Source organism: Paenibacillus antri (assembly GCF_005765165.1).
GTDB classification, from domain to species: Bacteria; Bacillota; Bacilli; order Paenibacillales; family YIM-B00363; genus Paenibacillus_AE; species Paenibacillus_AE antri.
Genome location: NZ_VCIW01000002.1, coordinates 269854 through 296503 on the forward strand (window position 1 = coordinate 269854; position 26650 = coordinate 296503).

Below are 26650 nucleotides of genomic sequence, written 5' to 3' on the forward strand. Positions count from 1 at the left end.
AAGGGAGGAAACATCTTGTCCCAACAGGCATCCGGATTGCGGTTCGACATTTACGAACGCGTTCATCTTCCTGACAATACGGTCGGCGTGAAGGAAATCAACGGCATCGAGCTGACGCCGGAAATCAGTGTTGTCGCGCAAGGAGAACAGGCGGTATTGAAGGGGTATTTGGTGTTGTCGGGTACATACGCGGGGGAGGGCGAGACGCGGAACGAGGAGGAGCGGCTGACGCATCGCATTCCGGTGGAAATTACGCTGCCGCTCAGCCGAGTGGAAAACGTGAACGACATCCGGGTCGAAATCGAAAATTTCGACGTGGACTTGTTATCCCCAAGAAGCCTTAACGTGACGGGCGTTCTATCGCTTGGCGGCATCGAGACGGCGAGCCCGATGGAGCCCGCTTGGCGCGAAGAAGAGGAGGTCGTCTTCACGCATCGCGTGGAGCAGAGCCCGCCGACGCCGACGCCGGCTCCACCGCCGACGCCTGAGCCTGCGCCGTTCATGGCGGCCGAGGCGGTAGCGCCGGAGCCCGAGCCGATCCCGATTTCGGCGCCGAACGTGGCCGCGGTCTCTGCGGCGAACGAGCCCGAAACGGCGCTCCCGGAGGCGAACGAGCCGCAAGCCGAAGCGCCGGCGACGATCTCGGCTGCGGAGAACGCCGAGCCGAACGAGGAGCCCGAGGCCGCGGAGGCATTGGAAGCCGCGCAAGAGCCCGAAGCGGCGCCCGCGCCCGAGAAGCAGGAGATCAAGATCGCCTTCTCCGGCAAGACGTCCGAGAGCCCGCAAGCGCCGATCGGCGTGAACGCGATCATGTCGATGGCCGGCGCGGGAGCGGCCCAAACGGCCCAAGCGGCCCAAGCGACTCAAGCGACTCAAGCGACTCAAGCGGAGAAACGGCAGGAGCCGCCGCCGCAGCCGGCCGCGGCGGCCGAAACCGCCGAGGGCAAGGACCGCCTCGAGTGGAAGAAGCTGTTCCTGCAGTCGAGCGCCGACGAAACGTCGTTCCGCAAGGTACGCATGTGCATCGCCCAGAAGGAAGACACGATCGAGACGATCGCGGATCGGTATCAGAAGAACGTCCGCGAGCTGATGCTGTACAACCGCATCAACGATCAATATTTACAGGAAGGGCAGATCGTCTACATTCCGTAGGCGAGCCGAAACGAAGCCCCTCGCCATCGCGCTCGCAGAGCCGGCGGCGGGGGGCTTCGTTTCGTTTTCCACAGCCCATAAGGATCAATAAAAGTTAAGCAGGAAGCCCAGGTACGCCATGAAAAACAAGAATAGAATGAAAACATCGAGCGGGTTCGGCAAAATGAGCGTTCGCACGAATTGGATGCAAATCAGCGGCAGCATGACCGACTTCACGCCGTAACGCACCTTCCACCACCAACGAGGCACGGGCGTCCCCCCTTTCCTTCGCGCGCGGCGAGTCTCTCCGTCCCGCTTCGCGATTTGACTCCGGCTTGATTAGCGGGTATCATATGGAATATATGAGCAATTCCCGAAGAACATGACATGAACCGAATGACTTGGAACGGGAGGAGTACGCAGTCAGCCCCCTTCAGAGAGCGGAGCCGGCATTCGCTGGAAGGTTCCGCAGGGATCCGCGCGCTGCCGAAGTCGCCCCGGAGTCGCTTGCATGACGCCGCATAAGGCTAGTGCCGGCCGGTCCCCGACCGTTATCTCGGACAGAGCGCCGTGCCGGCGCGTACGCACGTACGGACTTTCGCGTCCGGATGCGCGGCGGGTGGCGCGGAATTAAGGTGGTACCACGGAAGCGAACCTTTCGTCCTTGAGAAATCAGGGGCGGAAGGTTTTTTTATTTCGACGCGAGACGGGTACGATTCAAGGAGGAGTTTACGGATGAGCGAAACGACGAATCAAGGCATGCCGACGACGTACGATCCGAAGACGGCGGAGAGCAAATGGTACGATCGATGGATCGAGAGAGGATATTTCGAAGCGGGAAAACGGCCGGACGCAAAGCCGTATACGATCGTCATCCCGCCGCCGAACGTGACGGGCGTGCTGCATATCGGGCACGCGCTCGACTTCTCGCTGCAAGACATCCTCGTGCGCGCGAAGCGGATGCAAGGCTACGACGCGCTGTGGCTGCCGGGCACCGACCATGCGGGCATCGCGACGCAGGCGAAGGTCGAGGCGAAGCTGCGCGAGGAAGGCGTCACCCGGTACGACCTCGGGCGGGAGAAGTTCCTCGAGGAAGTATGGAAGTGGAAGGAGCAGTCCGCGAAGACGATTCGCTACCAGTGGAGCAAGATGGGATTGTCGCTGGACTATTCCCGCGAGCGGTTCACGCTGGACGAGGGCTTGTCGAACGCGGTGCGCGAGGTGTTCGTCCGTCTGTACGAGAAGGGGCTCATCTACCGCGGCAAGAAAATCATCAACTGGGACCCGGCGGCGCGTACGGCGCTGTCGGATATCGAGGTCGAATATAAGGAAGTGCAAGGCGCCCTCTATCACTTGCAATATCCGCTGAAGGACGGCTCCGGGAGTCTAGTGGTCGCGACGACGCGTCCGGAGACGATGCTCGGCGATACGGCGGTGGCGGTGCATCCGGAGGACGAACGCTACAAGCACCTGATCGGCAAGACGCTCGTGCTGCCGATTATCGGCCGCGAAATTCCGATCGTCGGCGACGAGTACGTCGAGAAGGAGTTCGGCAGCGGCGCGGTCAAAATTACGCCGGCGCACGATCCGAACGACTTCGAGGTCGGCCTGCGACACGATCTGCCGCAGATTCTCGTTATGGACGAATCCGGCAAAATGAACGCGAACGCGGGCAAGTACGACGGCATGGATCGATTCGAATGCCGGAAAGCGATCGTCGCGGACATGAAGGAGCTCGGCGTGCTGCTGCGGATCGAAGAGCATATGCATCAGGTCGGACACAGCGAGCGCTCCGGCGCCGTCGTCGAACCGTATTTGTCCACGCAATGGTTCGTGCGGATGCAGCCGCTCGCGGAGCGCGCGATCGCGCAGCAGAAGTCGGGCGAAGGCGTCAACTTCGTGCCGGACCGCTTCGAGAAGACGTACCTCAACTGGATCGAAAATATTCGCGACTGGTGCATCTCCCGCCAGCTCTGGTGGGGACACCGCATTCCGGCCTGGTACTGCAAAGACTGCGGGGAGCCGACGGTCGCTTCGCACGACCCGTCCGCGTGCTCTCATTGCGGCGGAACGAAGCTCGAGCAGGACGACGACGTGCTCGATACTTGGTTTTCCTCGGGGCTCTGGCCGTTTTCGACGCTCGGCTGGCCGGACAAGGACGCGCCGGATTTCAAGAAATATTATCCGACGGACGTGCTCGTGACGGGGTACGACATTATCTTTTTCTGGGTCGCTCGGATGATCTTTACCGCATTGGAGTTCACCGATCGCAATCCGTTCAAGGACGTGCTTATTCACGGGCTGGTACGCGACGCGGAAGGACGGAAGATGTCCAAGTCGCTCGGCAACGGCGTCGACCCGCTTGAGGTTATCGACCAATACGGCGCCGACGCCATGCGGTATATGCTGTCGACCGGCATTACGCCGGGTCAAGACCTGCGCTTCCGCTTCGAGCGCGTGGAGCAAGCCCGCAACTTCGCCAATAAGATCTGGAACGCGTCGCGCTTCGCGTTGATGAACTTGGAGGGTTTCCAACCGCAGCCGCTCGACGAAGCGACGATCGCGAAGCTGTCCACGGCGGACCGGTGGATACTTCATCGCTTGAACGACGCCGCGTCGAACGTGACGCGCCTCCTCGACGCCTACGAATTCGGCGAGACGGGCCGCGCGCTGTACGATTTCATCTGGGACGATCTGTGCGACTGGTATATCGAATTCGCGAAGCTGTCGTTGTACGGCGGCGACGCGGAGTCGAAAGCCCGCACGCAGACCGTGCTCGCGTATGTGCTCGATCAGACGCTGCGACTGCTGCATCCGTTCATGCCGTATATCACCGAGGAAATTTGGTCGCATCTGCCGCATGGACCGGAAGCCGGCGAGACGATTACGCTGGCCGCATGGCCGGCGCCGGACGCGAAGTGGGAAGCTCCGTCGCAAGTCGCCGAGATGGAGCTCCTCATGGCGATGATCCGCTCGATCCGCAACGTGCGCGCCGAAGTGAACGTGCCGATGAGCAAGAAGATCGAGATGATCGTCAAGCCCGCTTCCGAAGAGACGTCACGCATCTTGGAGGCGAACCGCCATTACGTCGAGCGGTTCTGCAACACGTCGTCTCTAGCGATTTCGATGGAGGCGTCGGCCCCGGAGAAGGCGATGAGCGCGATCGTGACGGGCGCGGAGATGTTTCTGCCGCTCGCGGGTCTCATCGACATCGAGCAAGAGGTCGCGCGGCTCGAGAAGGAGCTTAAGACGTTGAACGCGGAAGTCGAACGCGTCGAGAAGAAGCTCGCCAACCCGGGCTTCGTCGCGAAGGCGCCGGCGGCCGTTATCGAGGAAGAGAAGGCGAAGATGAACGACTACGCGGATAAGCGCGATAAGGTGCTCGCGCGAATCGCCGAGCTGAAGGGGTAACGGCGATGTTCGATAGTTACGAGCAAGCGTTGGAATGGATCACGAAGCTGATGCCGTTGCACGGCATCAAGCCGGGACTCGAGCGGACGGAGGCGCTGCTCGAGAAGCTCGGCCATCCGCAGCGCCGATTGAAGTTCATTCACGTCGCGGGGACGAACGGCAAGGGCTCGACGTGCGCGTTCCTCGCCTCGGCGCTGCAAAGCGCGGGATACGAGGTGGGAACGTTCACGTCGCCTTATCTCGAGAAATACACGAACCGGATTCAAGTGAACGGGGAAGACATTCCGGAGGCGTCGGTGCTCGCGATCGCGAATCGGATCAAGCCGCTCGCCGACGAGCTGGAGCCGTTGCACGGCGCGCTCAGCATGTTCGAGCTCAGCACGGCGATTGCGATTCAATACTTCGCGACGGAAGCGTACCCGGATCTCGTCGTATGGGAAACGGGCATGGGCGGACGCCTCGACTCGACGAACGTCGTAGCGCCGCTCGCGTCCGTCATTACGAACGTCGGGCTCGACCACACCGACGTGCTGGGCGAGACGATTCCGGAAATCGCGCGGGAGAAGGCGGGCATCATTAAACCGGGCGTGCCGGTCATCTCGACGGCGGCGAACGAGGAAGCGGCGGCGGTCGTTCGGGAGACGGCGGCGGCGCGGAAGGCGACGCTGTACGAGGTCGGGAAGCAGTTCCGATACGAGACGCGCGAGGTGCAGGAGGGGCGGCAGACGTTCGACTTCGAAGGCCCGTTCCGGACGCTGCCGAACGTCGCGATTACGATGGACGGCTTGCACCAACAGGCGAACGCGGCGCTCGCGCTCATGACGCTGGAGGTGCTCCGCCAGTATTACGCGATCATCGTCGACGACGAGGACTTGTACGCGGCGTTCGCCCGCACGGCGTGGAAGGGCCGCCTCGAGATGGTTTCGCGCGAACCGCGCATCCTGCTGGACGGGGCGCATAATCCTGACGGGGCGAAGACGCTGGCGGACACGCTGCGGACCGTCTATACGTATCGCAAGATCGTATTTGTGCTCGGGATGCTTCGGAACAAGAATCATCCGGAATATTTACGGCATATACTACCTATTGTGGATACACTGATTGTAACGGAACCGGAATTTTTCAAGAAAATGCCCGCCGTCGAGCTCGCGGAGGCGGCTGCGGCGTGGCGCGACGCGTCCGGCGCGGCGCTCTCCGTGACGGCGGAGCCGGACTGGAAGGCGGCGCTTGACCGCGCCGCGCGGGAAGCCGGACCGGAAGATTTGATCGTGGTATCGGGCTCGTTGTACTTTTTGTCGGACGCCCGCTCCCGGGTTTTGAATTTGCCGAACAGCGAAAAAGGTTGGTGAGACACATGAGTACATCCGAGCAGCATGTGCATTTCATCGGGATCGGCGGGTACGGTATGAGCGCCATCGCCAGAGTCATGCTGGAAATGGGCTATCGCGTGTCGGGCTCCGACGTCGCGGAGCAGGAATTGACGGAGAAGCTGGCGCAGAAGGGCGCGAAGGTGTTCATCGGCCACGAGGCCGGGCATGTGCAAGGCGCGGATCTCGTCGTGTACTCTACGGCGCTGTCCAAGGACAACGTGGAGAGAGTCGCCGCGGAATCGCTGAACATTCCCGTCATCCACCGCTCGCAGATGCTCGCGCGGCTCCTGAACGCGAAGAAGGGCGTCGCGGTCGCCGGCGCGCACGGCAAGACGACGACGTCGTCGATGATCGCGCTCGTCATGGAGAGCACCGGCGTCGATCCGACTTACATCATCGGCGGGGAAATCATGAACGTCGGCAGCAACGCGAAGGCGGGCAAGGGCGATTTCGTCGTCGCGGAAGCGGACGAGAGCGACGGATCGTTCCTACAATATTATCCGACGCTTGCGGTCGTCACCAACATCGAAGCGGATCATCTGGAAAACTACGACGGCGACTTCGCCAAGCTGAAAGCCGCTTACGCTCGCTTCCTCAGCCAAGTGAAGGAAGGCGGGAAGGCGGTCGTCTGTTTGGACGATCCCGAGCTCGCGGGCCTGCTGCCCGACGTATCGGCGGAGCTCGTCACCTATGGAACGCACCTGGACGCGGAATTCCGGGCGACGGACATCTCGCTCGGCGACCGGAAGGCCGAGTTTACGGTGCTGCGCCGCGGCGCGGCGCTCGGCCGCGTCACGCTCAGCGTGCCCGGTCATCATAACGTGCTGAACGCGCTGGCGACGCTCATCGTCTGTCTCGAGGCGGGCGTGCCGTTCGCGGAAGCGGCGGCGGCGCTGACCGAATTCAGCGGAGCGAAGCGGCGGTTCCAGGTGCTCGGCGACGTGAACGACGTGCTCGTCATCGACGATTACGCGCATCATCCGACGGAGATCGTGGCGACGATCGCCGCGGCGAAGGCGACCGGCAAGCGAATCGTGGCCGTATTCCAGCCGCAGCGGTATACGCGGACGTTTTATTTGCTCGACGCGTTCAGCCGCTCGTTCTCCGAAGCCGACGAGGTCATTATCGTCGACATCTATTCGCCGGCCGGCGAACAGCGGATCGAAGGGGTTTCGGCCGCGCGTCTGACGGAGCTCATTCGAGCAAACTCCAACGCGAACGTCACCCATATTTCGACGAAGGAGCAGGTGCTCGAGCATCTGGAGCGTACCGTCGCGCCGGGCGATCTCGTACTGACGATGGGCGCGGGCGATATTTGGAAGGTCGCGAAGGAGCTTTCGGCCACGCTGCGGAAACGGGCCGAATCGAAATAATTCCGCGTTCTCGTTCGAAGAAAAAGCTCATAATCTCGCTCCCTCTATCATATGTTGGTAGGGAGAATGGACAAGGGAGCGAGACGTTATGAGTAAAGCGAGAATGACTTTTCGTTTTGATAATACGCGGCGCGCGGCGGCGGGACAAGCCGGCGAAGCGCCGATCGATCGACATCGGGAGCTCGTCGCGCCGGAAACGGACGCCGCGGCGGAGCCGGAGAAGGAAGCGAAGAACGGATCGGCGCGGGAGGCGAAGGAGCCGCCTTCCAACGTCATTCCGCTTCGTCATTACGAATTCCAGGTTTCCGAAGAGCCGATCGTGCTTGAAGAGCGACCGATGCCGCCTTCGCCGCCTCCGGCGCGGCGGATCGACGCCGAGTATCCGTACGATTACGGCGCTTGGAACGATACGTCGAGCGCGGAGGCGGACGAGCTGGAGCGGCTCATTCGCGAGACCGACGCGTACGAGCCGGAGCCCGAGCCGGAGCGGCCGCGCGGGCGGTCCGGCGAGCGGGGCCGGGCAGCCCCGCCGCGGTACTCGCCCGAGGAAGCTCGGCGGTTGTACGAGCGTCTCTCGCGGGACGAGGAGGAGGTCGACGGGGAAGCGGGCTATTGGCCCGGCGTCTCCGAGCCGCCGCCACGCGCCGCGAGGGCGTCCGCGATGCGCCGCCGGACCCAAGACGGTCCGGCGTGGTGGAAGGTCGCGGCGTCGGTCGTCGGGGCGATCGCGACGGGGGTGTTGTTCGGTTCGTTCGTCTTGAACTTCTTCGTCGGCGATCCGCCGTCGACCGCGCTCCCGGGCGTCGGCGAGTCCGGCGCCGCCCAGCAGGAAGGCGCGGGCGCTCCGGCGGACGGCGCCCCCGCCGAAGGGACGGATGCGGGCGAAACGCCGGCAACGAGCGACGCCGGCGGCGTCGTCGAGACGGCGACCGCCGATGTCCAACTGCCGGAGCGCCGCATGTTCCTGCTGCAGAACGGCAAGTTCGAGACGCTCGAAGCCGCGCGCACGCTCGCCGCGGATATGAAGAGCAAGGGGCTCGCCGCGACGATCGAGGAAGGCGACGGATTTTTCGTCTATGCCGGCGTCTCGTCGGACCGGGACTCGGCGCTTCGGGCGGGCGTCAAGCTGCAGGCGCAGGGCGTCGAAGTGTACGTAAAGCCTTATGAGCTGCCGAAGGTCGCGCAGGTGCGCTGGGCCGACGGCTCGGCCGAAGCGTTGGGCGACTACGTGACGAAGGGAAGCGACATGGTGCGCATCATCGGCGACTTGACGATGGTACATCTCGAAGGCGATGCGCCGGTCGCACCCGAGAAGGCTACGCTGGAGAAGCTTCAATCGGAGCATCTGGCGTTGTCGAAGCTGTCTTCTCCGGCCGCGGCCGGACTGCCGGCGGATGCGCAGCCGATGCTGAAGCGAATGGACGACGCCGTGCGGAACGCGATCGTCGCCGTCGAGGAATACGCGGCGCATCCGGATCACGCTTATCTGTGGAGCGCGCAGAGCGCGTTGATGGATTACGTGATCGCCGAGAAGCAGCTGCTGATGACGATCGCGACGATGTAGGCGGGTATGGAGCATAACGGAAGGGGCTGTCCCGAAAGTCGTAAAACGACTTAGGGGCGGCTCCTTCTTTTTACGATCATGCTCTTAGCGGGAGGGTACGGGTTCCGGCTCGCGCTTCTGTAAAACCGAATGAGCCGCCTGTCGTCATTACACCCAATTGGAACAGCAAGAAAATGTGAGAAAAACAGCGATTTCTTTGTACATCCAATATAACATGGACCAACTTTGGGCAAATGAAAAATAACCGGGGATTCCGGCGTTTCCTGCTTCGAAGCTTGCCGAAAGTGAGCTTGAAGGTCGGGTGGCTTTCACTCGCCCATAACCTCCTTAAGCGAACAGCAATAAGCCAAAAAGTGAAAACGGTCGGTCAGGAATAGACCAATCCTGACCGACCGTTTTCAAGTTTTTCATAGGGGGATGGTTTTCTTATTCTTCGAGATGGCCGCGCGACAGCTGGCGGTCGACCATCGTCGCCATCTCGGCCCGGGTCACGTTCCGGTCGGGACCGTACATCCGCTCGGCGACGCCGTTCACGATGCCGAGGCCGCTGAGGCGCATGATGGACGAATACGCCCAGTTTTTCGAAGTGACGTCCTTGAACGAGGAACTCGGGCTTCCGCCGGCTTGCGACGCGCCGATCAGCCGATCGAGCACGACGGCGACCTCCGCGCGGGACACCGGGGCGTCCGGGCGGATCGTTCCGTCCGGGTAGCCGCGGAGGATGCCGCTCTTCGCCGCCTCCTTCATGACGGCGTACGACCAATGCCAATCCGGCAGGTCGCCGAACGAGGGCGTCGTCTCTTCCGGAACCGCCGGCGTGTCCGGCGAGCCGGTCGCCGGCAGATCGGACGAGCCTTCTTCGTCGTAGACCGATTCGGTCACCGTGACCGAACCGTCGAACTCGGCCAGCGTCACCTCGGATTTCGCTCCGGCGAATCCGAACGCGCGCTCCGCGAACGCCATCAGCTCGGCGCGGGTCAGCGGCTGGTCCGGGTTGAATTTTCCGTTATAGCCGTCGGCGATGCCTTGTTCGTTGAGGCGAATGATCGAATCCTTCGCCCAATGCTTGCCGATGTCGCTGAACGTCGGCGGCAAGAACTTCAGAATGCCGTTCGCGATGCCTGAAGCGTATTTCGCCCGGATGGAGGACGAGGACAGCAGCTTTGCGTCCTGCGCGTTCGAGAGGAACGCCGTCTCGACGAGCACGCTCGGGACGTTGCCCATGCGCACGACGTAAGCGGAGCTCTGCAGCAGGCCGCGGTCCGTGTTCGGCACCTGTTCGAGCACGGACGACAGGACGAGCTGCGCGAGGTGGCGGCTCTGCGGGCTGAGCGCCTTCATTTCGTCGCTGGCCGGATAATCCGGGTTCGGCTTCGCGGCGTCGTGATAGAGCACCATCGTGCCGCGGACGTCCTTGGACGGGTGCGCGTTCGCGTGAACCGAGACGAACAGATCGGCGTCGGCGGCGCGGGCGATCTCGACGCGCGCTTGCAGCGACAGCGTCTTGTCCGTGTTGCGCGTCATGACGACCTCGTACCCTTTTTCTATCAATATGTCTCTCAATCGGTAGGCGATTTCGTTATTGACCGATTTCTCGTATAATCCGTTAATACCGACGGCGCCGGGATCGCTTCCCCCATGGCCGGGATCGACGACGACTTTGGCGGCCTGTCCTATGTACGGAGAGGCGAAGAGGCTGGCGGCGACCGCCACGGCGGCTATGAATCTTTTCAAGTAAAATCCCTCCCGCCCATTATTTTAATAGGTTAAGTATCGGTTGTAATCAGGTAAGATGTACTATTTATCTCGATACTTCGTCGCTTTTTGTTCTCTTGCGCCGCCCGATCAAGATATAATAGACGCTATAGAGACGGAGGGTACGGTGGACGCATGAAAAAGAATAACCTCACCTTGATCGTGTTTTTGATCGTCGGTTTGTTGGCCGGCACGATTTTGGCTCGGCTGCTCGCGGACGTGCCGTGGCTGTCGTTCCTGACGAAGTCCGCGGAAATTCGCTGGGAGCCGAAGGCCGATTTGCAAGTCGTTCGATACGACTTGAAATTTGCGGTTACACTAAACTTGGCGAGCATTCTCGGATTGGCCGGCGCGTTTTGGATTTATCGAAAAGTATAAGGAGAGGCGGAACGGAGTTATGACGGAGCGGAAAACGTTGATTTTGGCCTCCTCCTCGCCGAGACGGCAAGAATTGATCCGGCTGCTCGGCTATCCGGTGGAGGTCGTGCCGAGCGACGCCGACGAAAGCGTCGAAGACGGGTGGACGCCGGCGGAAATCGTGGAGGAGCTGTCGCTTCGCAAGGCGTTGGCCGTGTTGGAACGTCTTCCTGACGGAGCCGGCGGCATCGTCGTCGGCTCGGATACGATCGTCGTTTCGAACGGACGCGCGCTGGGGAAGCCTCGGGACGAAGAAGACGCGGCGGACATGCTGAGATCGCTGCAAGGGCGGCCGCATGAAGTGTATAGCGGGTTGGCGCTGGTGGATGCGACGACGGGCGGCCGGTCCGTGGCGCATAGGATGACGCGCGTCTGGATGAAGCCGATGGACGAGCGGCGCATCCGGAATTATATCGCTACCGGCGAGCCGAGCGATAAGGCGGGGGCGTACGCCATCCAAGGTTTCGGCGCTTCGCTCGTCGAACGGATGGACGGAGACTACTTTACGGTCGTCGGCTTGCCGGTGTCGCTCGCGGCGGATCTGTTGGAGCGCGACTTCGGGTGGCGCGTATTGTAAGGCGCTTCGTCGGCGCGCGCGGATAACGGAAAGTTTTTCCGTTAACCGTCGCGCGCCATTGTTCTTCGGCGTTCCCTCTCTTATAATTTGGGTACTTTTTTGCGAGGGAAGGGGATGCGGATCATGGAGACGATGATGCTGCGGGAGGTGCCGGAAGACGAGCGGCCGCGGGAGAGAATGCTGCGGAACGGAGCGTCGGGCATGAGCAACAGCGAGCTGCTCGCGATATTGCTGCGGACGGGTACGCGCAGCGAGTCCGCCGTGACGTTGGCGCAGCGGCTCTTGATCGAATCGGGAGGCCTCCGGGGGCTGGCCGACCGCACCGTCGAGCAGTTGTGCGAGCGGCGCGGCGTCGGACCCGCCAAAGCGCTGCAGCTGCTCGCGGCGTTGGAGCTGGGGAGGCGCATGGCGCGCACGGAGCTGGAGGCTTCGCCGATCATTCGGTCGCCGGAGGACGTGTCGACGCTGGTCATGGAAGACTTGCGGTACTTGCAGCAGGAGCACTTCGTCGTGTTGTTCCTGAACACGAAGAACCGCGTCGTCGGACGGGAGACGCTGTCGGTCGGCAGCCTGAACGCGGCGATCGTCCACCCGCGCGAGGTGTTCCGCGCGGCGGTGAAGCGAAGCGCCGCTTCGGTCATCTGCGTGCATAACCACCCTAGCGGCGACCCGACGCCGAGCCCCGAAGATGTTCAATTGACGAATCGGTTGTCCGAGGCGGGTCATATTATAGGTATCGAAGTCTTGGACCATGTGATCATCGGAGACCGTCGGTACGTCAGTATGAAAGAGCGAGGCGATCTGTAGGGAGGAGGCATCGCGAGGGAAATCGGGGGGCTGTTGCATGCGCGCTGGAACGCCCCGGCGGCAGGATAGTCGGAGAAAGTCCGACTAAACGGCAACGGGGGTGCCTCGGCGGCGAAATAGTCGTAGAAAGTCCGACTGGACGGTAGCACGGGCGCCCAGGAGGCGGGATAGTCGGAGAAAGTCCGACTGGACGGCAGAGTGGGTGCCTCGGCGGCGAAATAGTCGGAGAAAGTCCGACTAAACGTCAGCGTGGGCGCCTCGATGGCGAAATAGACGGAGTAAGTCCGACTGGACGGTAGCACGGGCACCCAGGAGGCGGGATAGTCGGAGAAAGTCCGACTGGACGGCAGCACGGGCGCCCAGGAGGCGGGATAGTCGGAGAAAGTCCGACTGGACGGCAGCACGGGCGCCCAGGAGGCGGGATAGTCGGAGAAAGTCCGACTGGACGTCAGCGTGGGCGCCTCGGCGGCGAAATAGTCGGAGAAAGTCCGACTGGACGGCAGAGTGGGCGCCTTCGGCAGCGAAATAGACGGAGTAAGTCCGACTGGACGGTAACACGGGCGCCCAGGAAGCGGGATAGTCGGAGAAAGTCCGACTAAACGTCAGCGTGGGCGCCTCGATGGCGAAATCGTCGGAGAAAGTCCGACTGGACGTGCAGGGAGCGAAGGTGCGGCTTCGGCCATTTGCAAAGCCTAGGCACCCTAATGTTATAATTAAAAAGATTGTCTTACTTCGGGTGGAGTAGAAGGGAGTTACCTACATGTTCGGCGGTTTGAGCACGAAGGATCTCGGGATCGATCTCGGGACAGCGAACACGCTCGTGTACGTGAAAGGCAAAGGAATCGTCGTTAGGGAACCCTCCGTGGTCGCCCTGCGCACCGATACGAAAACGATCGAAGCCGTCGGCGAGCAAGCGAAGCGCATGATCGGCCGGACGCCCGGCAACATTCGCGCGGTGCGTCCGATGAAGGACGGCGTCATCGCCGACTTCGACACGACGGCTACGATGATTAAATATTTCATCCGTCAGGCGCAGAAGCAGCGCTCGCTGTTCCCGCGCCATCCGTCCGTCATGGTTTGCGTGCCGTCCGGCATTACGGCGGTGGAGAAGCGCGCAGTGGAGGACGCGACGCGGCAAGCCGGCGCGAAGGAAGCGTACACGATCGAGGAGCCGTTCGCGGCGGCGATCGGCGCCAACCTGCCGGTATGGGAGCCGACGGGGAGCATGGTCGTGGACATCGGCGGGGGGACGACGGAGGTCGCCGTCATCTCGCTCGGCGGCATCGTCACGTCCCGGTCGATCCGCGTCGCCGGCGACGAGATGGACGACGCGATTATCCAGTACATTAAGCGAACTTATAACTTGATGATCGGGGAGCGGACGTCCGAACAGATGAAGATGGAGATCGGCTCGGCGCTGCCGATGCAGCCGCCGCCGACGATCGAAATTCGCGGCCGCGATCTCGTGACGGGCTTGCCGAAGACGATCAGCGTCTCCGCCGACGAGGTGACGGAAGCGCTGGCGGACACGGTCGGGGCGATCGTCGACGCGGTCAAGGTAACGCTCGAGAAGTGTCCGCCGGAGCTGTCGGCCGACATTATGGACCGCGGCATCGTGCTTACGGGCGGCGGAGCGCTTCTTCGCAATCTCGACAAGCTGCTCGCCAGGGAGACGGGCATGCCGGTCGTCGTCGCGGAGAATCCGCTCGATTGCGTCGCGATCGGCACCGGGAAGGCGCTCGAAAACATTCATCTATTCAAAACAAGGTCGGGGCCGACTTCCCGTTCGCGCAGATAGGGCGTCGGCCGTTCCTTGGCGACGCACGGCCAAGCGGTGAGGGGATGCATGGGGAACGATGTTTAAATTTATGGGGAATAAGCGGCTGTTCTTGCTGCTTGCCGCGATTATGTTTTTCATCGCGATAATGGGGTTCAGTCTCAGCGTGAGAGGGGGCGCCACCTGGCCAGAGAAGTTCGTCGCCGACACGGTGGCGTTCGGGCAAGGCCTCGTGTATAAACCGGTTCGTTCGGTCGCCGGCTTCTTCGAAGACGTTCGGCGCCTCAAGACCGTGTACGAAGAAAATCAGGCGCTGCGACTGACGCTTTCGCAATACGCCCGCGACACCGCAAGGCTGAACGACCTCGAGGCGCAGAACGCACGCTTGAAGGAAGCGCTCGAATTCACGGAACGGCAGAAGCGGTCGCATGAGTATACATACCGGATCGCCGAGGTCATCTCGGAAAGTCCGGATCGGTATAATCGCGTCGTCCGCATCAATCTCGGCGAGCGCGACGGCATTCGGATGGACATGGCGGTCATGACGGTCGACGGACTGATCGGACGCATCGTCCGCGTCACGCCGTTCACCTCGAACGTGCAGCTCATCACCGATCTGAACGGAGAAGAGGGCGGCGTCAGGGGCTTCGCCGCGACCGTGCAAGGCAGGGAGAGCGAATCGTTCGGCATCGTGGAAAACTACAATGCCGAGGAGGGGACGCTGCTCATGACGAAGATCGATCAGAACGACGAGCTGAAGGAAGGCGACGTGATCGTGACGTCCGGCCTCGGGGAGCTGTTCCCGGAAGGCATCGTCATCGGCACCGTCATCGACCGGAAGGTCGGCGATTTCGGATTGACGCACACCGCTACGATCGAGCCGGCCGCGCAATTCAGCCATCTTCGGGAAGTGTTCGTCGTCGAGGTGCCGGGCCTTGAGTAACGCTTCGACGCTCAAGTGGGTGCTGCTGACGTTGACGCTGCTGGTCTTCTTTCTGCTCGAGAGTTCGCTGCTGCCTTGGATTACGCCGTTAGAGTGGCGCAGCGAACTGTCGATTTATCCGAAGCTGGTGCTTATATCGGCCGTGTATATATCCGTCTTTACGAACCGCCATATCGGCTTGGCGTACGGTCTTGCGTTCGGCTTGCTGCAGGACGTTCAGTTTTACGGGCATATGATCGGCGTGAACGCCTTCGCTTACGGGCTCGCGGCTTACGTGGCCGGCCTCTTGATTCGGCCGAATCTCGTAAGCTTGTTTTCCGTATTTCTCATTCAATTATCCGCTTTGCTGCTATACGAGACTTCGACGTACGCCATATATCGGCTCTTCAGCGTGACGGACAGCGATTTCGGTTGGACGTTCATTCACGGGATGCTCCCTAGCATCTTAATCAGCCTGTTTCTCGCTTTAGCGCTCTACATTCCTGCGCGAAAGTGGCTCGAAGCTCCGAGGTCGGAACGGGATTCCGACGAAGAATAGCGAGCCGGGCAGGAGTTTCGCGAACAAAAGCAGAAATGGTATAGGTTGAAAGGGAGGCTCGCCGTCTCATATGTCCACGACAAAATCGCTCGTTACGATCAAAGGGGTTAAAGAAGGCCTGCTTTTCGTGCTCGACGACGCGGCTCCGTTACCGGACGTGTTGTCGGACTTAAGTCATAAGCTGGAGCATACGCACAGCCAATTTTTAACGGGCCCGATCGTGCATGTGCATGTCAGGCTCGGCAAGCGCCCGTCGACCGACGAGACGAAAGCCGCGTTGAAGGAGGCGTTCGCCTTCCGCGGCAATTTACTCGTTCAGTCGATCGTAAGCGATTCGCAGGAATCGTCCGCGGCTCTGCCGCTTTTGCCGGCGATGAAGACGATTACGGGCATCGTTCGCTCCGGCCAGACGCTGCATCACGACGGGGACGTGCTGCTGTTGGGGGACGTCAATCCGGGAGGCACGATTACGTCGACCGGCCACATTTTGATTTTAGGTTCGCTTCGCGGGCTCGCGCATGCCGGCGTCGAAGGGGACGACGGCGCGATCATCGCCGCCTCGTATTTGCGGCCGACCCAGCTGCGCATCGCCGGGGTCGTCTCGCGGCCGCCGGACGAATGGGGCTTCCAAGAGGCGTTCATGGAATTCGCGTATTTGCGCGAGGGCGTCATGGAAATCGAGAAGATTCACCAGTTGCACCGCATCCGGCCGCAACTGAAGCACTAGCGAAGGAGAGTGATCCTCATGGGAGAGGCGATCGTAGTCACATCGGGGAAGGGCGGCGTCGGCAAGACGACCACGTCGGCGAACGTCGGCACGGCGCTCGCGCTGCTCGGGAAGAAGGTGTGCATGCTCGACACCGATATCGGACTGAGAAACCTGGACGTCGTCATGGGCCTGGAAAACCGAATTATCTACGATCTTGTCGACGTCATCGACGGACGCTGCCGGCTGAATCAAGCGCTGATTAAAGACAAGCGCTTCGATGAATTGTACTTGATCCCCGCTGCGCAGACGAAGGACAAGAACGCCGTGTCTCCGGAGCAGGTGCGGGACGTCGTGCTCGAGTTGAAGAAGGAGCACGATTACGTCATCATCGACTGTCCGGCCGGCATCGAACAGGGCTTCAAGAACGCCGTGGCCGGCGCGGACCGGGCGATCGTCGTGACGACGCCGGAGAAGTCCGCCGTCCGCGACGCGGATCGGATCATCGGACTGCTCGAGAAGGACAAGCTCGACGCGAAGCTGATCATCAACCGGATCCGTCCTCATATGTTGAAGAACGGCGACATGCTCGACATCGACGAAGTGTGCGCGGTGCTCGCGATCGACTTGCTCGGTCTCGTGCCGGACGACGAATACGTCATTAAGGCGGCGAACAACGGAGAGCCGACGGTCATGAATCCCGACTCGCGCGCCGCGATCGCGTACCGCAATATCGCCCGCCGCATTCTCGGAGATACGGTGCCGCTTATGCCGCTTCAGCAGAAGCTAGGCGTCCTTCAACGCATTAAGAAGTTTTTCGCCGGTTAAGGCGAAGAACGAAAGCGGGAACAGATGATCTTATTAAAGAAATTAAAGCGCGTCGATTGGGCGATCTTCGCCATTCTGATCGCGTTCATGTCGTTCAGCACGTTCATCGTCTACAGCGCCGTGCACAGCAAGCCGGCGTTCGAAGGCATGCATCTGCGCCATCTGCAGTTTTACGGACTCGGCTTGCTGGTGCTGCTCGGAACGGCGATGCTCAATTACCGCATCCTTCTGAAATTTGCCATCTATATATACGGCATCGGCGTCGCCAGCCTCGCCGCGGTGTATTTCTTCGGCGCGGTCATCAACGGCGCCCGCGGATGGTTCATTATCCCGGGCATCGAACAGAGCGTGCAGCCGGCGGAATTCGCGAAGCTGTCCATTATCGTCATGGTGGCGTACTTTCTCTCTCGCAAGCAGGGCGAGCCGTTGGATTTGTGGAGGGACGTCGTTCCCGTCGGCCTGATCGTATTCATTCCGTTCGTGTGGGTCGTCATTCAACCGGACCTCGGCAACGCGATCATCTACGTCGTCATCCTCGTCGGCATGCTGTGGATCGCGAACATCAAATACCTTCACGTGCTGCTCGGCCTTGCGCTCGCCGTGGGCGCCGCGGCGGGGGCGATGTCCCTGATCGAGACGTACCACGATCCGATCGAGACGTTCCTCCAAGAGCACGGCTCAGGCCATTGGATGGACCGCATCGACGCGTTCCTCGATCCGGAGAACGCTTCGGACGACCAGACGTACCAAGTGGACAATTCCGTGCGGGCGATCGGTTCCGGCGCGCTGTTCGGCGAAGGGTATTTACAGGGCACGTCCGTGCACAACAATTTCATTCCGTACACGTATTCCGATTCGATCTTCGTCGTGGTAGGGGAGGAGTTCGGCTTCATGGGCGCTTCGGTGCTTCTGCTGCTGTACTTTTTGCTCATATACCGGCTCATCTTGATTTCGATCCAAAGCGGCGACGCGGGCGGAGCATATATCATCATCGGCATCGTCTCGATGTTCGTCTTTCAAATTTTCCAGAACATCGGCATGTTTCTCGGCATCCTGCCGCTGACGGGCATTACGCTGCCGTTCGTCTCTTACGGCGGCTCCTCCCTATTGATCAACATGTTGTCGATCGGACTCGCGCTCAGCATCCGCGTGCATGCCGATCAACCGCTCGACGAGATGGCTTGACTGAATCGACGGAACGTCCGGGTCCCCTAGGGGATTCGGGCGTTTTTTTCATATCCGGGTGGGACAACTCATAAATATAGTACAAACCAACTTGTCTTTTCCGCTGGGGAGAGGAAGGAAACGGGGGAGAACGGCATGGACGATCTGCGAAAAAGAAGGCAGCAGCGCATTCAACATATTTTGAACGGGGAAGACCCCGGCGAAGGCCGGCGAAATTCCGACTGGCTGGAGCAGCTCGAGCACGAGCGTCGGATGCAAGAAGATCCCGAATACGCATGGCACATCCGGGGGAATCCTTGGAGGACTTCGTCTTCCCGCGTGGACGGGACGATCAAGTTCCAAGCGGTCGCCGCCGTCGTGCTGTTCGCTTCGGTATGGGCGATGTTTCAATGGGAGCATCCGGTCGTGGCCGAGGGACAGGCGTTCGTCCGGGCGGCGCTGACCGAAGAGCAGCGGCTCGACGACGTGTACGCGTGGTACGAGGACCGATTCGGCGAGCTGCCGTCGTTCGTTCCGGCGATGGATCGTCAGCAAGCGGAGGCGGAGCATGTCGGCGCCGGGATCGGCCGCGCGTATATCGCGCCGGTGACCGGCAGCGTCGTCGAGCCGTTCGGCGGCATCCGCTCGGGAGCGGGCGTCGTCGTGAGGGCGTCGGCATCGTCGGTCGCCTCGATGGACGAGGGACTCGTCATCTACGCCGGGGAGACGCAAGAGACCGGACAGACGGTCGTCGTGCGCCATCCGGACGGCGTGGAGACGGTATACGGGTATCTCGGAGAAATTAAGGTCGCGAAGGACGATTGGGTCGAGGCGGGCGACAGCATCGGCGCGGTTCGTTCGTCGGGGGCGGGGGAAGTCGGCGGCTTGTTGTATTTCGCGGTGAAAAAAGGAAACAGCTTCGTCGATCCGGCCGATGTCGTCGCGCTTTGATCGTTGGCTGGGCGTCCGCTTCCGCCTGCATCCGCTGTTCGTCCTCTTGCTGCTGTTGTCGGCGGCGACCGGACGGTTTCTCGAAATCGTCACCTTGTTCGGCATCGTGCTCATTCACGAAATCGGACATGCGGCGATGGCGAAGCAGCTCGGCTGGCGGGTGCGCGAGGTGCTGCTCACGCCGTTCGGCGGCGTAGCGGTCACCGACGAGGACGGATCGATGCCCGCGCGGGAGGAGGCGCTCGTCGCGATCGCCGGCCCAGCGATGAATCTCGCGATGATCGGCTTCGCGTACGCCATGACGGCGGCGGGCGTCTGGACTCATGCCTGGACGTCGTATTTCGCGCAGGCGAACCTGACGCTGATGCTGTTCAATCTCGCGCCGATTCTCCCGCTCGACGGCGGCAAGCTGCTTCGCGTAGCCGTCGGGTATGCGCTGCCGTTCTATAAGACGCTGAAGGCGACGACGTTCTGGTCGCTGATCGCCAGCGCGGCGCTCGTCGGCGTCGCCTCGACGCGGCTTGGGGAAGGCGCGATGACGAGCGCCGCGGTCATCGGCGCGTTTCTGCTGTACGCGAATTGGTACGAGTATCGAACGGCGCCGTATCGGTTCACGAGATTCCTTCTGGGACGGGCGGCGCGAGTGAGGCAGTGGACGATGCGCGGCGCGAAGGAGCATCCGATTTTCGTCGAGCCCGAGGACACGCTGCAATCGGTATCGCGGCTGCTGCGGCGCGAGCGGCTGCATCGATTCGTGGTGGCGACTCGCGCGGGACGCGTGCTCGCGGTCGTGCCCGAGGAGCGCTGGGCGCCGCGTTACGCCACGGAAGAGCAAAACCGTGCAGTGACCGAACTTTTCATGTAGAATAAAATGGATATTCGCAAAACATAAAGGTGGGAACGTGTTCCTTGAAACAAATCGTGGTTCACGGTCACCGGGACGAAACGACCGTAGCGCTGCTCGAAGACGGCAAGCTGACCGAATTTTTCGTGGAACGGCCGAATGTTCGCAAGCTCGTCGGCAACATCTATAAGGGCCGCGTCGTCAACGTGCTGCCGGGCATGGGAGCGGCGTTCGTGGACATCGGCATCGAGAAGAACGCCTTCCTCTACATCGACGATCTGCTGCCGGCTCACTTGGAGCATCAGCCGAAGGTGAAGCCGTCGATCGATACGCTCGTGCGGGCGGGGGACGAGCTGCTCGTGCAGATCGTGCGGGAGCCGGTCGGCACGAAGGGCGCCCGCGTCACGACGCATTACGCGTTGACGGGCCGCTGGCTCGTGTACATGCCGGAAGCCGGATATATAGCGCTGTCGAAGAAGATCGACGACGAAGAAGAGCGCAAGCGGCTGCGGGCGCTCGGCGAGCGGCTGTGCCGGGACAAAGAAGGCGTCATTTTGCGCACCGTGGCCAACGGCGAAGGCTACGAAGCGCTCGCCGGCGACATGGACATGCTGCGCGAGCGGTGGAGGCGCATCGAGGAGAAGGCGAAGCGGGCTCAGGCGCCGAGCGAGGTGTACGCCGACGTGGAGCTGCTGCCGCGCCTCATTCGCGACATCGTAACCGAGCAGATGGACGAGATCGTCGTCGATCAACCCGCCTTGATGGAGGAAGCGAAGCGAATGCTGCGCTCGATCGCGCCGCAGCTGACGGAGCGCGTCCGATTGCACGACGGGAAGAAGTCGGCCATCGAGGCGTACGGCGTGAAGGAGCAGCTGGAAGCGGCGCTGCAGCCGAAGCAGTGGCTCGCCAGCGGCGGATACGTCGTCATCGACCAGACCGAGGCGCTGACCGTCGTCGACGTCAATACCGGCAAATACACGGGATCTACGAATTTGGAAGAGACCGTGCTGACGACGAACGTGGAGGCGGCCGAGGAGATCGCGAGACAGCTGCGGCTGCGCGATATCGGCGGCATTATCGTCATCGACTTCATCGACATGGAGCTGGAGGAAAACAGGCGGCGCATCATCGACGCGCTCGAGACCGCCGTGCAGAAGGATCGCACGAAAGCGCACATCGTCGGTTGGACGAAGCTCGGGCTGCTGGAGATGACGCGCAAGAAGGTGCGGGAGCAGAAGGACATGATGTTCTTCGTTCCGTGCAAGGCTTGCGGGGGACGAGGGAAAATCAGGACTTCTACGTTGACGTAGATACTAGCCCTGTGATATACTCTTCGAGTGCGTCGTCTGACGACCACCGCGCTTGTCGGGTACTCGAAGCGTTCGCTTTTCGCGGCGAACCACCTGAGACGAGGCGAGTCTTACAATACGAGGGAGGTGCAAGGATGTACGCGATTATTGAAACAGGCGGAAAGCAGTACAAAGTGCAAGAGGGCGATGTGATCTACATCGAGAAGCTCGACACGAACGAAGGCGATTCGGTTACGTTCGATCAGGTTCTGGCAGTCGGCAACGGCGAAGGAATCAAGCTCGGCGAGCCGCTCGTAGCGGGCGCTTCGGTTACCGGCAAGGTAGAGAAGAACGGCCGCGGTCAGAAGATCATCGTCTTCAAGTACAAGGCGAAGAAGAACTATCGCCGCAAGCAAGGTCATCGCCAACCGTACACGAAGGTTACGATCGAGAAAATCCAAGGCTAAGAGGATTTCTCGTTGATCCGCGTGAGAGTGGACAGGGATCGGGATACGAGACGAATTACCGGATTTCGGGTCGAAGGGCATGCCCTCTTCGCGGAGTCGGGCAAGGATATCGTATGCGCGGGCGTATCGGCGGTGACGGTCGGAACGGTGAACGCGGCGGAAGCGGTCGTCGGCGTCGAATTAACGGCGTTGATGGAATCGGGCCTGCTGGACGTAACCGTGCCGAAGGGACTTCCGGAACCGAAGTCGGCTTCCCTGCAGCTGGTGTTGGAATCGATGGTCGTCATGTTGCAGACGATTGAACAATCGTACGGTAAACATATAAGGCTCAAACAAAATTACGAATGAAGGAGGTTGACACCATGTTGAAATTGAACCTTCAGTTATTCGCTTCGAAGAAGGGTGTAGGCTCCACGAAGAACGGTCGCGACAGCATCGCGAAGCGTCTCGGCGTGAAGCGCGCGGACGGCCAGACGGTGACGGGCGGCAGCATTCTCGTTCGTCAACGCGGCACGAAGATTCACCCGGGCAATAACGTAGGCATCGGCTCCGATGACACGTTGTTCGCCAAGATCGACGGCGTCGTGAAGTTCGAACGCTGGGGTCGCGACCGCAAGAAGGTCAGCGTATACCCGGTCGAAACCGCTCCGGTAGCGGCGACGGTGGAGCGCTAATCGCTCCCTCGACCTGTAGAGAAATACGATGGAACCCCGGCCCAACGGCCGGGGTTTTCTTACTGTTACGGGCCTGTTTCGTTCGTCGTCGCGAGTTTCCTGATTCTTACTGTTCGAAGAGGAATAGTTTGGTATACTGGAGAGAAACCAGAGAAACCATTGGGATGGCGAGGAGCCTTGGCGATGAAGCACGCGGAGGAGCAAGACCGGCATAGCCGACTGCTGGACGAGCATCGGCAGCTATGGATCGACGCGTTCAGCCATGCGAGACACGATTGGCTGAACGACCTTCAGATGATCGTCGGATATATGCAATTGCGAAAATATGATAAATTAGCGGCCTGCGTGGATATGCTAAAACAAAGGATGACCGAAGAGAGCCGCACGTCGAAGCTCGGCTCGCCGGGGCTCGTCGAAGCGCTCTTGACGGTGCGCGCTCGGGCGCGGTCGTTCGCTTTCCGTCTTGCGATCGACGAACGGTTCCAGCTACGTTCCGGCGCCGACGCGGCCGAGCTCGCGGTGAGGTCGCTGATCGCCGGCTTCGAGGCGGCGTCCGAGAAGGGCGAACGCGGCACGGAGAACGCGCTGGCCTGCGCGTTCTCGAACGAACAGGCGGATACGGCGATCGTATTTACATATCAAGGAGCTTATTCCGAGGGCGCGCTTCGGCTTACGGTGAACGAACTGAAGAAGCAGCTGCGGCCGCTCGCGCCCGCAAGCTCGCTGCAAGCGTCGTTCGGCGCCGACGAGGCGTCCGTCACGGTCCGGCTTCCAAGCGCGTCGGGAAAATAGGAGGACAACGATGTTTGTCGATTTTGCGAAAGTGTATGTGAAAGGCGGGGACGGAGGCGACGGCGTCGCGACGTTCCGCAGAGAGTTGTACGTTCCGGAAGGAGGTCCTTCCGGGGGCGACGGCGGTCCCGGAGGGGACGTCGTCTTCCGCGTGGACGAAGGACTGCGGACGTTGATGGACTTCCGGTACCAACGTCACTTCAAGGCGCCGAGAGGCGAGAAGGGGCGGAATAAGTCGCAGCACGGCGCAGGCGCGGAAGACATGATCGTACGCGTGCCGCCGGGGACGATCGTCATCGACGACGACACGAAGGAAATCATCGCCGACATGACGCGCCACGGCCAGGAGGTCGTCATCGCGAAGGGCGGACGCGGGGGGCGCGGCAACATGCGGTTCGCCACGGCGAACAATCCGGCGCCGCATATCGCGGAGAAGGGCGAGGAGGGGCAGGAGCGCTGGGTCGTGCTCGAGCTGAAGGTGATGGCCGACGTCGGTCTCGTCGGGTTCCCGAGCGTCGGCAAGTCGACGCTGCTCTCCGTCGTATCCGCGGCGCAGCCGAAGATCGGCGCGTACCACTTCACGACGATTACTCCGAATCTTGGCGTCGTCGACGTCGAAGAAGGGCGGTCGTTCGTGCTGGCGGACTTGCCGGGGCTCATCGAAGGCGCGCACGAAGGCGTCGGGCTCGGCCACGAGTTTCTGCGCCACGTCGAGCGGACGCGCGTCATCGCGCACGTCGTCGACATGTCCGGCTCCGAAGGACGGGATCCGTACGAGGATTGGGTCGCGATCAATCAAGAGCTGAAGCTGTACAACGCGAAGCTGGAGGAACGTCCGCAGATCGTCGTCGCCAATAAGATGGACGTACCGGAAGCGGAGCTGTTCCTCGAGGAATTCCGCGCGAAGCTGGCGGAGAACGGGCATGGAGACATGCGGATTTTCCCGATTTCGGCGGCGACGCGCCAGGGCATTCGGGAGCTCGTCTTCAAGCTGGCGGAGATGGTGGAGTCGATTCCGGCCGCGCCGCTCGTCGAGGAGACGCCGGAGAAGGAAGAGCGCAAGGTATATACGCTCGAGAACGACCGCGCGGACGAAAGCTTCAAGATTCGCCGGGAGAACGACGTCTTCATCGTGGAAGGCGAAGCGATCGAACGGCTCGCGAAGCGAACGAAATTCGAGTCTCACGACGCGGTGCAGCGATTCGCGACGATCATGCGGCGCATGGGCGTCGACCGCGAGCTGCGCAAGCGCGGCGCGGAGGACGGGCACTACGTACGGATCGGAGATTTCGAGTTCGAATTCGTCGAGCATGAGTAGAGACGGTCGCCGCGCGAGAAGAGCGGCGGCCTTTTCTTTTTCGCCATGTTCACCTATTGCCCCGCTTGCCGCTCTCGGTTATAATGTCCACTATGGGTAAACAACAGTCTACTCCGAGAGGACGGTATGGAGCGTTGGGAACGGAGTCGAAGGAGTCGAGGCCGGCGAAACCGGAACGGCCCGCGACGTTGTACGTCGTGCGCGACGACATCTTGCCCGAAGCGCTGGTCAAGACGCTGCAGGTCAAGGATCTGCTCGCCAGAGGATTGGCCGCCACCGTGCACGAAGCGACCGAGCAGGTGGGCCTCAGCCGCAGCGCTTACTATAAGTACAGGGACGGCATCTTCCCGCTCAGCCGCTTCGAACGGGAGCGCATCGTGACGATCTCGATCGATCTCGAGCATCGTTCCGGCGTCTTGTCCCGCGTGCTCTCGATGGTCGCCGCTTACGAAGGCAACGTGCTGACGATCCATCAGACGATCCCGCTGCAAGGCGTCGCGAACGTCGTGCTGACGGTCGAGACGGGAGCCGAGCCGGAGGCGCTTACCGCGCTCGTGACGGCGGTCCGCTCGGCGGACGGCGTGCGGAAGGCGGTCGTCATCGGTCAAGGATGAACGGAAGGAAGCGAGCGGAACGACTCGTCTCGCGATACGAAGGAGGATTACTATGGAAACCATACGCATCGGGCTCATGGGGCTCGGCACGGTCGGATCGGGCGTCGTGCGCATCTTGAACGATCACCAGGACGATCTGTCCCGGCAAACCGGGTCCCGCATCGAAATTCGCAGGGTGCTCGTGCAGGACAAGGAGAAGGCCAGGGACATCGCGCTCCCGTCCGAGCTGCTGACGCAGAACGCGGAAGACATCGTCGGAGCGCCCGACATCGACGTCGTCGTCGAGGTGATGGGCGGCGTCGTTCAGACGAAGGGATTGATGGAGAAGGCGCTTCGCGGCGGCAAGCATATCGTGACGGCGAACAAGGATTTGATGGCGCTGCACGGCGCGGAGCTGCTCGCGGTCGCGCAGGAGCACGGCTGCGATATTTTCTACGAGGCGAGCGTCGCCGGCGGCATTCCGATCATTCGCGCGCTGACGGAGAGCTTCTCGTCCGACCGCATCACGCGCATGTTCGGCATCGTGAACGGCACGACGAACTTCATCCTGACGAAAATGAGCGGGGAAGGGGCTTCCTACGAAGACGTGCTCAAGGAAGCGCAGGCGCTCGGGTATGCCGAGGCCGATCCGACGTCGGACGTCGAAGGGCTGGACGCCGCGCGCAAGATGGCGATCCTCGCGACGCTCGGCTTCCGCATGAACGTGGCGCTCGGCGACGTGTCCGCCAAGGGCATCAGCTCCGTCACGAAGGAAGACATCTTGTACGGCAAGCGACTCGGCTACGAGCTGAAGCTGCTCGGCGTCGCCGAGCGGGACGGCGATTCCGTATCCGTCAGCGTCCAACCGGCGATGGTGCGGAAGTCGCATCCGCTCGCATCGGTCAACGGCGTCTACAACGCGGTGTACGTATACGGCGAAGCGGTCGGCGAGACGATGTTCTACGGCCCCGGCGCGGGCAGCATGCCGACGGCGACGTCGGTCGTCGCGGATCTCGTGGCGGTCGTGAAGAACATGCGCCTGAAGGTGAACGGCCAAGGACTGAGCAAGGCGTACAAGGAGAAGAAGCTTCAGTCGGACGATCGTATCTTCGGCAAGTTTTTCCTGCTCCTGCACGTGGAGGACAAGGCGGGCGTGCTCGCGCAGATCACGCAGGCGTTCGCGAAGCACGAAGTCAGCCTCGAGTCGGTGCTGCAGCAGCCGAATCAGGAAAACCCGAAGGCGGAAATCATCATCATTACGCACGACACGAACTTATCGGGCATGAAACGCGTCATCGACGAGCTGGATTCGATGGACGTCGTCAACAAAATCAAAAGCGTATACCGGGTCGTCGGGTAAG

At 61.4% G+C, this 26650-nt stretch carries 26 protein-coding genes; 24 read left to right on the forward strand and 2 right to left on the reverse strand.

What is annotated here, in order from left to right; genetic code table 11:
• Window positions 1-15: 15 nt before the first annotated feature.
• The gene (locus FE782_RS04405; protein WP_138192837.1) at window positions 16-1152 is read left to right on the forward strand and encodes a LysM peptidoglycan-binding domain-containing protein; all 1137 of its coding nucleotides are present in this window, start codon (window positions 16-18) and stop codon (window positions 1150-1152) included.
• Window positions 1153-1236: 84 nt separating this feature from the next.
• Here FE782_RS04405 and FE782_RS32540 read toward each other — a convergent pair whose 3' ends face one another.
• Window positions 1237-1401, reverse strand: coding sequence for a YszA family small membrane protein (locus FE782_RS32540; protein ID WP_202914473.1), 165 nt, complete (start codon window positions 1399-1401; stop codon window positions 1237-1239).
• Window positions 1402-1866: 465 nt separating this feature from the next.
• Here FE782_RS32540 and FE782_RS04410 point away from each other — a divergent pair, with 465 nt between their 5' ends.
• From FE782_RS04410 to FE782_RS04425, 4 genes are all read left to right on the forward strand, one after another.
• Window positions 1867-4542, forward strand: a complete 2676-nt coding sequence (locus tag FE782_RS04410; RefSeq protein ID WP_138192838.1) for a valine--tRNA ligase — start codon at window positions 1867-1869, stop codon at window positions 4540-4542.
• A gap of 5 nt (window positions 4543-4547) precedes the next feature.
• A complete protein-coding gene (locus FE782_RS04415; RefSeq protein WP_138192839.1) occupies window positions 4548-5891 on the forward strand; it encodes a bifunctional folylpolyglutamate synthase/dihydrofolate synthase in 1344 nt (447 codons plus the stop codon).
• 5 nt (window positions 5892-5896) lie between these two features.
• A complete protein-coding gene (gene murC, locus FE782_RS04420; protein ID WP_138192840.1) occupies window positions 5897-7285 on the forward strand; it encodes a UDP-N-acetylmuramate--L-alanine ligase in 1389 nt (462 codons plus the stop codon).
• An 88-nt stretch (window positions 7286-7373) separates the two neighbouring features.
• Entirely contained in the window at window positions 7374-8849 is a 1476-nt protein-coding gene (locus FE782_RS04425) for an SPOR domain-containing protein (protein WP_138192841.1), read from the forward strand.
• A 426-nt stretch (window positions 8850-9275) separates the two neighbouring features.
• Here the strand turns inward: FE782_RS04425 and FE782_RS04435 are convergent, their stop codons facing one another.
• A complete protein-coding gene (locus tag FE782_RS04435) occupies window positions 9276-10583 on the reverse strand; it encodes an N-acetylmuramoyl-L-alanine amidase (protein ID WP_138192842.1) in 1308 nt (435 codons plus the stop codon).
• A 156-nt stretch (window positions 10584-10739) separates the two neighbouring features.
• On the opposite strand from FE782_RS04435, the gene FE782_RS04440 reads away from it, so the two are divergent.
• From FE782_RS04440 to FE782_RS04530, 19 genes are all read left to right on the forward strand, one after another.
• On the forward strand, window positions 10740-10982 hold the full coding sequence (locus tag FE782_RS04440) for a DUF4321 domain-containing protein (protein ID WP_138192843.1): 243 nt from the start codon (window positions 10740-10742) through the stop codon (window positions 10980-10982).
• A gap of 19 nt (window positions 10983-11001) precedes the next feature.
• Window positions 11002-11598, forward strand: coding sequence for a Maf family protein (locus FE782_RS04445; protein WP_138192844.1), 597 nt, complete (start codon window positions 11002-11004; stop codon window positions 11596-11598).
• A gap of 123 nt (window positions 11599-11721) precedes the next feature.
• A complete protein-coding gene (gene radC / locus FE782_RS04450; RefSeq protein WP_138192845.1) occupies window positions 11722-12405 on the forward strand; it encodes a RadC family protein in 684 nt (227 codons plus the stop codon).
• A 760-nt stretch (window positions 12406-13165) separates the two neighbouring features.
• Window positions 13166-14203: a rod shape-determining protein gene (locus tag FE782_RS04455; RefSeq protein WP_138192846.1), complete on the forward strand. Its 1038-nt coding sequence runs from the start codon at window positions 13166-13168 to the stop codon at window positions 14201-14203.
• Window positions 14204-14261: 58 nt separating this feature from the next.
• The gene (gene mreC, locus FE782_RS04460; protein ID WP_138192847.1) at window positions 14262-15125 is read left to right on the forward strand and encodes a rod shape-determining protein MreC; all 864 of its coding nucleotides are present in this window, start codon (window positions 14262-14264) and stop codon (window positions 15123-15125) included.
• Window positions 15118-15663 (forward strand): rod shape-determining protein MreD, encoded by a 546-nt coding sequence (mreD, locus tag FE782_RS04465; protein ID WP_158299253.1) that lies wholly within the window; start codon window positions 15118-15120, stop codon window positions 15661-15663. Before mreC ends, mreD begins: the two co-directional genes overlap by 8 nt.
• A 70-nt stretch (window positions 15664-15733) precedes the next feature.
• On the forward strand, window positions 15734-16390 hold the full coding sequence (locus tag FE782_RS04470; protein ID WP_138192849.1) for a septum site-determining protein MinC: 657 nt from the start codon (window positions 15734-15736) through the stop codon (window positions 16388-16390).
• Between the two features lie 18 nt (window positions 16391-16408).
• Window positions 16409-17197 (forward strand): septum site-determining protein MinD, encoded by a 789-nt coding sequence (minD, locus tag FE782_RS04475; protein ID WP_138192850.1) that lies wholly within the window; start codon window positions 16409-16411, stop codon window positions 17195-17197.
• A 24-nt stretch (window positions 17198-17221) separates the two neighbouring features.
• Window positions 17222-18382, forward strand: a complete 1161-nt coding sequence (locus tag FE782_RS04480) for an FtsW/RodA/SpoVE family cell cycle protein (RefSeq protein WP_138192851.1) — start codon at window positions 17222-17224, stop codon at window positions 18380-18382.
• 135 nt (window positions 18383-18517) lie between these two features.
• Window positions 18518-19312: a peptidoglycan DD-metalloendopeptidase family protein gene (locus FE782_RS04485; RefSeq protein ID WP_138192852.1), complete on the forward strand. Its 795-nt coding sequence runs from the start codon at window positions 18518-18520 to the stop codon at window positions 19310-19312.
• Window positions 19296-20177 carry a M50 family metallopeptidase gene (locus tag FE782_RS04490; RefSeq protein ID WP_138192853.1) on the forward strand — a complete coding sequence of 294 codons (882 nt, stop codon included), beginning with the start codon at window positions 19296-19298 and terminating at the stop codon, window positions 20175-20177. The genes FE782_RS04485 and FE782_RS04490 overlap by 17 nt, the downstream gene beginning before the upstream one ends.
• A 44-nt stretch (window positions 20178-20221) precedes the next feature.
• The gene (locus tag FE782_RS04495) at window positions 20222-21466 is read left to right on the forward strand and encodes an Rne/Rng family ribonuclease (protein WP_138192854.1); all 1245 of its coding nucleotides are present in this window, start codon (window positions 20222-20224) and stop codon (window positions 21464-21466) included.
• A gap of 134 nt (window positions 21467-21600) precedes the next feature.
• Entirely contained in the window at window positions 21601-21912 is a 312-nt protein-coding gene (gene rplU / locus FE782_RS04500) for a 50S ribosomal protein L21 (protein WP_138192855.1), read from the forward strand.
• Window positions 21913-21924: 12 nt separating this feature from the next.
• Complete coding sequence (locus tag FE782_RS04505) at window positions 21925-22260, forward strand: ribosomal-processing cysteine protease Prp (RefSeq protein WP_138192856.1); 336 nt, start codon at window positions 21925-21927, stop codon at window positions 22258-22260.
• A 14-nt stretch (window positions 22261-22274) separates the two neighbouring features.
• A complete protein-coding gene (gene rpmA, locus FE782_RS04510; protein WP_138192857.1) occupies window positions 22275-22586 on the forward strand; it encodes a 50S ribosomal protein L27 in 312 nt (103 codons plus the stop codon).
• A gap of 183 nt (window positions 22587-22769) precedes the next feature.
• Entirely contained in the window at window positions 22770-23378 is a 609-nt protein-coding gene (locus FE782_RS04515) for a Spo0B domain-containing protein (protein WP_138192858.1), read from the forward strand.
• A gap of 10 nt (window positions 23379-23388) precedes the next feature.
• Window positions 23389-24696, forward strand: coding sequence for a GTPase ObgE (gene obgE, locus FE782_RS04520; protein ID WP_138192859.1), 1308 nt, complete (start codon window positions 23389-23391; stop codon window positions 24694-24696).
• Between the two features lie 134 nt (window positions 24697-24830).
• Window positions 24831-25310, forward strand: coding sequence for an ACT domain-containing protein (locus FE782_RS04525; protein ID WP_238392343.1), 480 nt, complete (start codon window positions 24831-24833; stop codon window positions 25308-25310).
• Between the two features lie 52 nt (window positions 25311-25362).
• The gene (locus tag FE782_RS04530; RefSeq protein ID WP_138192861.1) at window positions 25363-26649 is read left to right on the forward strand and encodes a homoserine dehydrogenase; all 1287 of its coding nucleotides are present in this window, start codon (window positions 25363-25365) and stop codon (window positions 26647-26649) included.
• Window position 26650: the final 1 nt, after the last annotated feature.